Origin of the sequence: Xanthomonas axonopodis pv. maculifoliigardeniae, assembly GCF_041519315.1 — a bacterium.
In the GTDB taxonomy this organism is placed as follows: Bacteria; Pseudomonadota; Gammaproteobacteria; order Xanthomonadales; family Xanthomonadaceae; genus Xanthomonas; species Xanthomonas euvesicatoria.
Genome location: NZ_CP167998.1, coordinates 2315457 through 2327730, shown reverse-complemented (window position 1 = coordinate 2327730; position 12274 = coordinate 2315457). Strand labels below are relative to the sequence as shown.

At 66.1% G+C, this 12274-nt stretch carries 3 protein-coding genes; 2 read left to right on the top strand and 1 reads right to left on the bottom strand.

What is annotated here, in order from left to right:
* Positions 1-118: 118 nt before the first annotated feature.
* Together ACDH77_RS10115 and ACDH77_RS10110 are read left to right on the top strand one after the other, a co-directional pair.
* Complete coding sequence (locus ACDH77_RS10115; protein ID WP_046931953.1) at positions 119-1141, top strand: sensor histidine kinase; 1023 nt, start codon at positions 119-121, stop codon at positions 1139-1141.
* Positions 1138-1749 (top strand): response regulator transcription factor, encoded by a 612-nt coding sequence (locus ACDH77_RS10110; protein ID WP_008571961.1) that lies wholly within the window; start codon positions 1138-1140, stop codon positions 1747-1749. The genes ACDH77_RS10115 and ACDH77_RS10110 overlap by 4 nt, the downstream gene beginning before the upstream one ends.
* 299 nt (positions 1750-2048) lie before the next feature.
* On the opposite strand, the gene ACDH77_RS10105 is transcribed toward ACDH77_RS10110, so the two are convergent.
* Complete coding sequence (locus tag ACDH77_RS10105; protein WP_372353861.1) at positions 2049-12242, bottom strand: autotransporter-associated beta strand repeat-containing protein; 10194 nt, start codon at positions 12240-12242, stop codon at positions 2049-2051.
* Between the last annotated feature and the right edge of the window lie 32 nt (positions 12243-12274).

Sequence of the window (12274 nt, the reverse complement as noted above, 5' to 3'; positions counted from 1 at the left end):
ATCACGCACCGCAGCCAGCGCCGGTTGTGTAACGGCGGCGCCGCCAGCTGAGACAATCGCCGCCATGCGCATGACCTCTCTCTTCCGCTCGCCACCCACGCGTACCGACCTGCTCAGCATGGTCGGGCTGGTGGCGGGCATGGCAGCGATCTTCGTGGCCGATACCTTCACCGACTATGCGGTGGCGGCAGCCTTGTTCTATACGTTGGTGGTGCTGCTGTCGGTACGCCTGCTGACGCGCACGGGCGTAGTGCTGCTGGCGGCCACCTGCCTGGCGCTGATCGTGCTCAGCTTCCATCTCACCCCGGCCGGCAGCTACCGCGTGGGCGTGATCAACTCCTGCATCAGTGCGGTGGTGGTGGCGGTCACCACCTATCTGGCGGTGCAGATGGAAGCGGCCAAGGCGAGCGCACATGCCGCACAGGCACGGCTGTTGCGGCTCACCCGCAGCGGCAGCATGGGCGGGCTAGCCGCATCGATCGCCCACGAAGTCAATCAACCCTTGGCCGCCATCGTGACCAGTGGCAATGCCTGCCAGCGCTGGCTGGCGCAGCAACCGCCCAACCTGGCCAAGGCCGATGCAGCACTGGAGCGCATGCTCGCCGACGCCGGCCGCGCCAGCGCCATCATCGCGCGCATGCGTGCATTGGCGCGTGGCGAAGCCAGCCAACGCCAGCCGCTGGATTTGAACCGCACCGTGCTCGACATGATTGCCCTCACCCGTGGCGAAACCGAGCGCCATGGCATCGCGCTGTCGCTGGAGCTGGACCCTGCCCTGCCCGCGGTGCTGGCCGATGGCGTACAGATCCAGCAGGTCATCGGCAATCTGTTGCTCAACGCCGTGGAGGCACTGGCGACCTTGCCGGACGAGGCGCGCAGCATCCATGTACGCTCGCACACCGATGGTGGGTGGGCATGCCTGTGCATCGACGACACCGGCCCAGGCCTGTCCGATGACGCACTGGCGCATGTATTCGAAGCATTCTGGAGCACCAAGGACGATGGCATGGGCATTGGCTTGAGCATCAGCCGCACCATCATGGAAGCCAACGGCGGGCAGATCTGGGCCGAGCCGGCCGGTGTACGCGGCGCGCGCTTCGGCCTGCGTCTGCCCCTGGTCAAAACGGAGCGCAGGCCATGAGCGAGCCGGCCCCGGTGGTGTATCTCATCGACGACGATGCCTCGATGCGCGCTGCACTGGAGGATCTGTTCGCCTCGGTCGGCTTGCAGGTCTACGCGTTCGGTTCCACCGATCAATTCCTCGCGCACCGGTTGCACGAGGCACCCGCCTGCCTGGTGCTGGACATTCGCATGCCGGGCCAGAGCGGGATGGAGTTCCATCGGCGCATGGTCGAATCCGGCGTTGCCCTGCCCACCATCTTCATTACCGGCCATGGCGATATCGCGATGAGCGTGGAGGCGATGAAGAACGGCGCGATCGAATTCCTGACCAAACCGTTCCGCGATCAGGCCCTGCTGGATGCGATTCAGGACGGCATCCGGCGTGACCGTGCGCGCCGCCAGAGCGAGGCGGTGGCCGCGCAATTGCGTGCACGTTGGGAGTCGCTGAGTAGCGGCGAGCAGGATGTCACGCGATTGGTGGTGCAAGGTCTGTTGAACAAGCAGATCGCCGCGCGCCTGCACCTGAGCGAGATCACCGTGAAAGTGCGGCGTGGCCAGGCCATGCGCAAGATGCAGGCTGGCTCGCTGGCCGAACTGGTGCGCCTGGCCGAACGCATCGGGCTGTGATGCACGCTGTGTGACCGGTGCGCGGGCGTGCTGTGCTAGCTGCCCGCGCACGCGCCATCGGCGGGCATCCAGCCGCCGTGACGGCCTGCGTGCTCCAGGATGACAGCGCCATGACGCAGCACCCACGCAGCGCTTTTTCGGCTCTCGATGTCATGCATTGACCTGGTCACCGCAACGCACCTGACGCTCCGGTGCGTATCTTGCGACGCGCGCGACAGACACGGGAATGCGGGCAAAAGAACGCCCCGGTATCCGGGGCGTTTTTGTTTCCGGTGTCAGGCATGCCGCAAGACAAGACTTCAGAAGCTCACTCCCCAGGTCACCTGACCACCGTACGCCGTCTGCCCGTCGCCGCTGAGCCCTTGCAGCGACAGTGCCAGCCGGCTGCGTGGCGAGGTGACCAGGCTCACGCCCAGCTCGCCGATGGCCGCATTCTTGGCCAGGGTGACGCTTTGCACCGAGAACTCCGAGGCGGTGCCGACGAAGCCGGCCGAGCGCTGCACGGAACGGTCGCCGAAGGCATGCCGCCAGCCTGCCGACGCATACAACGCCGCCTTCTGGCCGAGGTCCCAATCACCACGTACGCCCAGCGTGGCGGTACTGAAGGTGTCGCTGGCACTGTCCACCGACAGCGCGGAGATGCCGCCGCGTTCGGTGAACCCGTCGGTCTTCAGGCGGGTGTAATCGGCCGCAATGAACGGGCTGTACACCGCACCTTCGGTGCGCAGATTCCAGGCCGCTTCCAGCGACACCGTTACGGCGGTGGCGTCGTAGCGGCTGTCCATGCGCTCTTCGAGCACGCCGGGCAACATCACCCGGCGCGTGCTGTCGACGCGATAGCTGGCGTAGTCCACCGCACCCTGCAGCGAGAACGCAGACCAATCGGCCCGGCCATACACGCCGGCATGCGTGCCATCCACATCGGCACGGTCGCCCCATTCGCGCGACCAGCTCTCGATATCCTGGTTGCCGACCGCAATGCCCACCACGCTGCGTTCGCCGAAGCGGCGTTCCGCACCGGCCATCACGCCGTTGTCCTCGCGACGTACCGACACCGCATTGGCATCGCCATCGACACGGGTGGGCAGGCTGCGCCCGGTGATCCACACCATGGTGTCGCCGACCAACGTGTCCTGGCTGTCGCCACGCAGATGGTTGGCGATGCCGCTGTTGAGGAAACGGCTGTCCAGCAAGGCGGTCGCAGTGCTGGCATGGCTTTCGCCCGACAGCGAGGCAAACGCGGTGCGCACCGCTTCCGGGTCGTCGGGCAAACGCACCACGGCCTGATAGATCGGGCTGGTGTTGGGCAGGCCATCCACGGCCGCCGCCGTGGACTGCTGGTTCGGCGTGGTGACCGCGTCCACCATGCCCACCGTATTGCGCCCGAACGTCACCGACAATCCGGTCGCGGTGGTGCTGACATCCGGCTCGATAAACGCGTAGTCGGAAATGACGTTGGTGAACTGCCCGGTGAGGCCGCCGCCGGCGCTGATCACCGGAATTTCCGTAAACAGCGGCAAGTCGGTCGCCCGCACCAGCGCCAGCGTGGTGCCGGTTGCCACGCTGGCTGCGCCGCCCACCGCCACCGGCGTGACGACACCGCCGTCGCCGGGCGTCACCTGCAACGTGGAGCCTGGTGCAAACGTGGCATTGCCGCCGACGCTGATGGTGCCACCGGCACCGCCGATGGCGACCGTGCCCGATGACACCAGGCTGCCGACACTGCCGCTGCCGGCGAGCGTGCCGCCCGGACCCACCGTGACCGGCCCGCCCAGCGCCGCGCCCGGGTTGGCCAGGTTGCCGACACTCAGGGTGCCGGCGTTGACCTCCGTCGGGCCGGTGAAGGTGCTGCTGTTGGCGGTGAGCAACAGCGTGCCGGTCCCCAGCTTGATGAAGCGACCGACCCCGAACAACCTGCCTGCATAGCTGCCGGCACTGTTTTGCAGGAAGGTCAGCGTGCTGTTGTTGGTGATGTCGCCCTGCAGGCTGGCGGTGTTGCCAACCAGCGTGCCCGCGTTGACGGTCGTACCGCCCAGGTAACCGTTGACGCCGTCCAGGGTGAGCGTACCGGTGCCGTTCTTCACCAGCACGCCGCTGCCGGTGACGTTGCCGGCGTAGGTCCCATCGGTTGCCTGGTCGAACACCAGCACTGCATTGTCGACAATGTCGCCCTGCAGGCTGTCGGTGGTGCCGATCAGGCTGCCACTGGCGATGGTGGTGCCGCCGCTGTAGGTGTTGGGCGCCACCAAGGTCAACGCGCCGGCACCTTGCTTGATCACGCTACCGGTGCCGCTGACCACGCCGGCGAACACGCCATCGCTGGCCTGATCGAAGATCAACGTCGCGTTGTCGACCACATCGCCCTGCAAGCTGGTGGTGTTGCCGACCAGGCTGCCGGCGCTGATGACGGTGCCGCCGGTATACGTATTGGCACCAAGCAATTGCAGCACGCCGCTGCCGGTCTTTTCCAGCGAGCCAGTCCCGCTGACCGCGCCGGCATACACGCCACCGGTGGTCTGGTTGAACACCAACGCTGCATTGTTGGTGATATCGCCCTGCAAGCTGGCGGTGTCGCCGATCAGGGTGCCGGCCACAATGCTGGTGCCGCCCGTGTAGCCATTGGCACCGTTGAGCAACAACGCGCCGGCACCATCCTTGACCACGGTGCCGGTGCCGGTGATCGAGCCGTTGAACACACCATCGGCTACTTGGTTGAACGCCAATGTTGCGTTATCGACGATGGCGCCTTGCAGGCTTGCGCTGTCGCCCACCAGCGTACCCGCAGTGAGCGTCGTGCCACCGCTGTAGGTATTGCTGCCGTCCAGCGTGAGGGTGCCGGTGTTTGTCTTGATCAACGCACCGCTGCCGCTGATGTTGCCGGCAAGGGTGAGGTCGGCCGGGTTGTCGACGGTCAGCGCCGCACCCAGCGTGACCGCGTTGCCCAATGCCGCGGCAATGGCATTGCTCAGCACCGCATCGCCGGTGACCGACAAGGTGCCGCTCCCCAGGGCGGTGTTGCTGGCCACCGCCAGCGTGCCATCGCTGAGCGTCGTGCCGCCGGCATAGCTGTTGTTGCCGCTGAGCGTGAGCGTGGAGGTGCCGTTCTTGATCAAACTGCCTGCACCGCTGATTGCACCGGTCAATGCCAGGTCGTTGCTGCCCGGCAGCGTCAGCGCGCCGTCGAGCACCACCGCATTGGCCAGCGCCAATGCTTGATCGGTATCGAGCGTGGTGCCCGCTGCGGCAGTCAGCGTGCCGGTGCCCAGCGCTTGCGCATTGCCCAGCACCAGGCTGCCGCCGCCGAGCGCGGTGCCGCCGGTATAGGTGTTGGCACCAGTCAGGACCAGCGTGCCGGTGTCGAGCTTTTGCAGCGTGCCGCTGCCGCCGATGGCGACGTCGATGGTGCCGGTCACGCCGGGGTCGACGCGGATGATGGTGTTCGCTGCGTTGGCGCTCAATGCGCCACCGCCTGCATCGCTCAGCACATAGCCATCGGTGATGAATTGCATGCCGGTGATGCCCTGGGTGCCCTGCACGCCCACGTTGCCCGCTGTGCCTGCGAAGACCGCAAAGCTGTTCTGCCAATCGCTGTTGATCAGCCCATCGACCGACGTCCAATTGGTGGTGCCGGCGGTCCATGTGCCGGTACCGCCCTCGGCGCTGCCGTTGGCGACGGTCTGCGCACCATCCCAGAACTGCACGTTGCTGCCAGAAGCCAACAACACCACGTTGACCTGCTGCGCCAGCGAGGTCTGCAGCGTGAGCTGGGCGGGGTCGACCGTGCCCGGCAAGGTGCCGAAACCCATGCCATTGTTGGTCAAGGTGCCGGTGTAATCGATCAGGCGATACACGCCGGTGCCGAAGCCGCCGATGTCGGTGATGTTGAGCGTGCCATCCAGCGTGAGGTCGCCGTTGACCGCAAGCACACCGGTCTGGCTGGGTATCCCCAAAAACGCATCGAGCGTGGCATTGGGCGCCATGTTCAGGCTGCCGGTGGTCAGCAGCGCACCGCTGGTCACTACCAGGCGGCCACCGTCATTCACCGTGACCGCGGCATTGACCACGCCGCTGCCGCTCAACGTGCCGCCGGTGCCCACGGTGACGCCACCGGCACTGCCCAGCGTGCCATCCACATCCAGCGTGCCCGCGGTGATCTGCGTGGTGCCGCCGATCGCGCTGGTGCCGGTGAGTTGCACGGTGCCGGTGCCGACTTTTTCGAGATTGCCGGCATCGTTCAACGCACCTGCGAAGGTGCTGCCGACGTTGCCAACGCCCAGTTGCAAGGTGCTGCCCCCCTGGATCGCGACATTGCCCAGGCCGGTCACGCTGCTCAATGCGGTATTGCTGCCGAGCGAGAGCCCCGCCCCTGCCGCAACGTCCACGCTGGCACTGGTCCCCAACGTGCCGGTGGCGGAGGTGGCCAGCACGCCGCCCTGCACCGACACCGGGCCACTGAACAGGTTGCTGCCGGACAGGGTCAAGGTCCCCAGGCCCGTCTTGGTCAGCGCGCCCGCGCCACTGAGCACGCCGGTCAACGCCAGATCGTCCGCACTGGCGATGGTCAGGTTGGCGCCCAGGTTGACGTTGTTGCCCAGGGCCAAGGCAATGGCATTGCTCAACGTCGCATCGCCCAGCAGCGACAGGCTGCCCGTGCCGAGTGCGGTATTGCTGCCCACCGCCAGGGTGCCGGCATTCAACACGCTGCCGCCGAGGTAGCTGTTGCTGCCTCCCAGCGTGAGCGTGGAGGTGCCGTTCTTGATCAAGCTGCCTGCACCGCTGATGGCGCCGGCCAATGTCAGGTCGTTGCTGCCGGGCAGCGTCAACGCGCCATCGAGCACCACCGCGTTGCCGAGGGCCAATGCTTGGTTGGTATCGAGCGTGGTGCCCGCTGCGGCGGTCAGCGTGCCGCTGCCCAACGCTAGCGCATTGCCCAGCACCAGGCTGCCGCCGCCCAGCGCCGTGCCACCGGTGTAGGTGTTGGGACCACTCAGCACCAGCGTGCCGGTATCAAGCTTCTGCACGCCGCCGGTGCCGGTGATGGCCACATCGATGCTTGCCGTGGCACCCGGATCGACGCGGATGGCGGTCAACGGGTCGGTCACCGCCAGTGCGCCCGCGCCGGCATTGGTCAGCTGATATCCATCGGTCACGAACTGCAGGCCGCCGACGTTCTGCGTGCCCTGCACACCCACCGTGCCGGCCGTACCGGAAAACACTGCGAAGTCGCCTTGCCACGTGCTGTTGGCGCTACCGTCCTGGCCGGTCCAGTTGGTGGCTGCACCCCAGGTGCCGGCGCCACCATCGACCGTGCCATTGGCTGTGGTCTGCACCCCATCCCAGAACTGCACGATGCTGCCCGGCGCGGTCACCACCAGATTGAGTTGCTGGCCGATGGCGGTCTGCAGGGCGAGCTGGCTGATGTCCACGCTGCCCGGAAACAGGCCGATCAGCATGCCGTTGTTGGTGAGCGCGCCGGTGTAGTCGATCAACCGGTACACGCCGGTCCCGAAGCCACCGAGATCGGTGATGTTGAGCGTACCGTCCAGGGTGAGATCGCCATTGACGGCCAGCAAGCGGGTTGCGCTTGGCGCGCCCAATGCCACATCGACGAACGCGCCTGGCGCGAGCGTCAACGCGCCCACGCTCAACGACGAACCGCTGGTCAGTGCGAGCCTGCCGCCATCGCTGACGGTGACCGCCGCACCCACATTACCGGCGGCGCCGGTGCCGGTCAGCGTGCCGCCCGATGCGACGTTCAAGGCGCCGGTGCCGAGGCTGCCGACCACATCGAGCGTGCCCGCACTGACCTGCGTGCTGCCACCGATCGCGCTGGTACCGAGCAAACGCACGGTACCGGCCCCCACCTTGTCCAGGTTGCCGCCACCGCCCAGGCTGCCGGCGAAATCGCCGCCGCCTAGTTGCAGCGTGGCGCCGGTATCGGTGTCTACACCGCCCGCACCAGTGAGTGTGTTGATCAAGCCACCGTTGGTCAGGTTCAACAGCGCACCTGCCGCGACATCGACATTGCTGGCGTTGCCCAATGAGGCCGCGGTACTGGCCACCACGGTGCCGGCCTGAATCGCCAGCGGGCCGGTGTAGCTGTTGTTACCGCTCAAGGTCAACGTGCCCAGGCCGGTCTTGACCAGGCTTCCGCTTCCGCTGATGGCACCGCTTGCCAACATGTCTGCGGCGTTATCTACGGTGAGCGCGGCGCCCAGCGCGATGTCGTTGCCTAGCGCCACGGCGACCGCATTGCTCAATACCGAATTGCCGAGCACCGACAGGCTGCCGGTGCCGAGCGCATTGTCGGCTCCCACCGCGATGGTGCCTGCGGTCAGGCTGGTACCGCCGCTGTAGCTGTTGCTGGCCGTGAGCGACAGGGTGGTGGCGCCATTCTTGACCAGGCTGCCGGTGCCGCTGACGCTGCCGTTCAAGACCAGATCGTTGCTGCCCACCAACGTCAGTTGATCGTTCAACGCGAGGTTGTTGCCTACCGTCAACGCGGCAGTGGCATCCAGTTCGGCAGGGCCGTTGACTCGCATATCACCCACGCCAAGCGCGGCATTGTTCCCAAGCACCAGCCTGCCCGCATCCAGCGCAACGCCACCGGTGAAGGTATTGGCGTTGCTCAACGTCAGGGTGGCGCTGCCCTGCTTGTCGAGGCCACCGATGCCGCTGACGACGCCGTTGAGCGCAATATTCTGCGTGCCAGGCAGGGTCAGCGTGCCATCCAAGGCGACTGCATTGCCCAGCGCCACGGCGGTGCTTGCATCCAGCGTGGTACCGCCTGCGGCAGTCAAGGTACCTGCGCCCAATGCCGTGTCGCTGCCAACCAGCAACGAACCACCCTGCAGTTGCAGCCCACCGCTCCAGGTGTTGTTGCCATTGAGGGTGAGCGTCTGCGCGCCGGTCTTGATCAGGCTGCCCGTGCCATCGATCGCGCCATCGAGCGTGAGGTTTTGTCCATCGATCGTCAGCGCACCGTTGGTGGTGAGCGCGTTCTGCAAGGTCACCGCAGAGGCAGCGGTGAGCAGCGTGCCGTTGGCAGCAGTAAGTGCGCCGCTACCGAGTGCGGTATTGCTGCCCACGACCAGGGCACCGTCGTTCAACGCGGTGCCGCCGGTGTAACTGTTGTTTCCGTTGAGCGTGAGCGCTCCGGTGCCTTGCTTGACCAGGCTGCCGGCGCCGCTCACGGTACCGCTCAAGCCCAGGTTGTTGTTGCCGGTCAATGACAACGCACCATTGAGCACCACATCGTTGCCAAGCGTGGTGGCGGTGGTGGCCTGCAGTTGCGTTCCGCCGGCTGCGGTCAACACACCGCTGCCCAGCGCCGCGCCGCTGCCGACCGACAAGCTCCCCGCGTTGAGATCCACGCCGCCACCGAAGGTGTTTGCGCCGGTCAGTGTCAGCGCTGCTGCACCGTCTTTGACCAGGCCACCGATGCCGCTGATGCCACCGGTGAGGGTCAGGTCCTGGCTGCCGCCAAGTTGCAGATCCGCATCCAGCACCACGTTGTTGGCCAGCACGCGTGCAGCGGTGCTATCGAGCAGGCCGCCACTCACGCTCAGGCTGCCCGTCCCGAGTGCGCCATCGCTGCCCAGAATCAGGCTGCCTGCCGTCAGGCGGGTGCCGCCCAGATAGGTGTTGTTGCCGCTGAGGGTCAAGCTGGCCGGGCCGAGTTTGTCCAGGCTGCCGGCGCCACTGATGCCCCCGGTCAGCGTGAGCGCGTTGCTCCCAGCCACAGTGAACTGCCCTGCCAGTGCAATGGCATTGGCGAGCGTGCTCACTGCTGCGTTGTCCAGCGTCGTGCCGGCCGCTGCGGTCAAGGTCCCGCTCCCCAGCGCGGTATTGCTGCCCACCGTAAGCTTGCCGGTGTTGAGCGCGGTGCCACCGGTATAGGTGTTGTTGCCGCTGAGCGTGAGATCGCCGCCGGCCTTGACCAGGCTGCCTGCACCGCTGATGGCGCCACCCAAGGTCAACGCCTGCGCGCCATTAAGGGTCAGCGCGCCGGTGCTCAGCGTCACTGCATTGCTCAGCGTGGCAGCGGCGGTGTTTTGCAAGCTCGCAGAGCCAGTGACATTCAACGTACCGGTGCCCAGTGCGGTGCCGCTGGCCACCTGCAAGGTGCCGGCATTGAGGCTGGTGCCGCCGGTATAGGTGTTCAGACCAGCCAGCGTCAGCGTCCCGCCACCGAGTTTGTTCAATGCACCGGCGCCACTGATGGTGCCGGTGAGATTCAACGCGTTGCCGCTACTGCCGACGCCCAGGTTTCCGGTCAGCGCAATCGCGTTGCCCAGCGTGGACGCGGCCGTGGCATCGAGCTCGCCTCCGCTGGCGGTGAGCGTGCCGGTGCCCAGGGCCGCATTCGAACCGACCACCAGTCGCCCGGTGCTGAGCGTAGTGCCGCCGGTGTAGGTGTTGGCGTTGGTCAGGGTGAGATCGCCAGTACCGCTCTTGATCAAACTGCCGGCACCATTGATGGCGCCGCTGAGCGTGAGCGCTTGTGCGCCGGTCCAGTTCAACGGTGCGGCAAGGCTGATGCCATTGGTCACCGTCAACGGCGCAGTGGTGCTCAGGCTGGATGCGCCGGTGACATTCAATGCGCCCGTGCCCAGCGCGGACGCGGTACCCAGTTGCAGCGTGCCCGCTGCCAGCGTGGTGCCGCCGCTATAGGTATTGGTGCCGCTGAGTGACAGCGTTCCGGTGCCGGTTTTATTGACACCGCCAGCGCCGGCCAGCGTGCCGCTCAAGGTCAACGCGTTGCCGCTGGCTCCCAGGCCCAGCGTATTGGCGAGCGCAAAGTTGTTGGTCAGGGTCAGTGGTGCAGTGTTATCCAGCAAACCGCCTGCCGCAGTGACCGTGCCAGTGCCGAGCGCACCGGAAGTCTCCAGCAGCACGCTGCCTGCACCCAGGGTGGTGCCACCGCTGTAGGTATTGCTGCCGCCCAAGGTCAGCGTGCCGGCGCCAACCTTGTTGAGCGCCCCGGTGCCACTGACCGTCCCTCCGATTCGCAGCGCGTTTGCGCCGCCAATACCCACCGTGTTGCTTAGCGAAAACGCATTGGCCAAGTTCACTGCGGCACCTGCCAACAGGCTGCCGCCGGATGCGGTGACCGTGCCGGTGCCCAAGGCACTGTTGGTGCCCACCGTCAACGCGCCATCGACCAGATTGACGCCACCGCTGAACGTGCTGGTACCGGTCAGCGCCAGTCCGCCGGTGCCGGTCTTGGTCAATCCGCCGGTGCCGGTAATTGCGCTGCCAACGGTCAGGTTATTGGTGCCCTGCACGGTCAGGCCGCCCGCGCCAAGCGCAATGCCATTGGTCGGTGCAAGGGTCAGGCCAGCAGCCGTGGCTTGGAGCGTGCCGCCGTTGGCGGTGATGGTGGTGCCCAACTGCGCAGGATTGGCGAACTGCAACACGCCACCATTGAGCGCGCTGTTGGCGAAGTTGCTCGCCCCGCCCACCGACCAGGTGCCGCTATTGACGCGCAAATTTCCGAAATTGATGTATTGCGCGGTGCTTAACGTTCCGGTGCCGGTGCTGCCGCTGCCGGTACCCACCGCAGAATTTTGCAGGATCAGCGTGTTGTTTCCGCCCAGGCCTCCATCCACCACACCGGTTTGCGCGAAGCTCAGCAAACCGCCCGGGCCGAGCAATTCCAGTGCAAGGCCTCCCCCGCTGTTGACGCTGCCACCGGTGACCGCAGTGAAGCTGTTGGTGCTGCCCGCCCCCATCGAAACACTGCCGTTGATGGTGCCTGAGTTGACGAACGTGTTGCCGGTGGCCGAACTTTGAAAGCCCACCCGTCCGTTGATGGTGCCGGTATTGACCGCGTTGACGGTGCCTCCACCGGTCACCGCGATCACCGGGGTGTCCGACCCCAGAATTGACAATCCCAGCAACGGGCGACTGTCGATCACGCCAGCGTTGTTGATCTGCACCGTTCCGTTGCTGGCCGACGTCAGCCCCAGCGCCATGCCGTCGAGATTGAGCAGATTGGCGCCCAGCAAGCCGCCGGTGCCGTAGAGCGTTCCGCTGGCAAGATTGTTGACGGTGACTGCAGTGGAGCTGGCATTGCCCATGGTCACGCCGCTGCTCAGTACCGAGAGCAGCCCAAGCACGGAAGGGTCGATGGTGCCGGCGTTGTTGAGTGTGGAATTGGTACCGCTCAGGGCGATGGCGGTGCCGCCCAACAGGCCTGCGGTCATCTGGCTGCCGGAGGCGACATTCACGGTCAGGTTGTTGGCGCTACTGGAAAAACTGTTACTGGTGACCGGCGTACCCGAGCAGGTGACGGTTGCGCCCGCCGCGGGGATGGCCGGCGTGCATGCGCCCCAGGCCAGCATCGGTGCGGCGGCCCCCACCGCAAGGACCACCAAGGCCGGCAATTGACGACGGGGTGAGCCAGGCTTGCGACGCCGACGCACCAATTCATGCGTCACCACCCAATTGCCAATGGCTGCGTTCCAGACCAGCGCAAATGCACGATTCATTTGAATTCCCCCTGATTGCCGGGCAGAGACCA

What these genes read in the sequence shown, in the direction of transcription:
- ACDH77_RS10115 (WP_046931953.1), top strand. Translation starts at nt 119, where the DNA reads ATGGTCGGGCTGGTGGCGGGCATGGCAGCGATCTTCGTGGCCGATACC.
- ACDH77_RS10105 (WP_372353861.1), bottom strand. Translation starts at nt 12,242, where the DNA reads ATGAATCGTGCATTTGCGCTGGTCTGGAACGCAGCCATTGGCAATTGG.
- ACDH77_RS10110 (WP_008571961.1), top strand. Translation starts at nt 1,138, where the DNA reads ATGAGCGAGCCGGCCCCGGTGGTGTATCTCATCGACGACGATGCCTCG.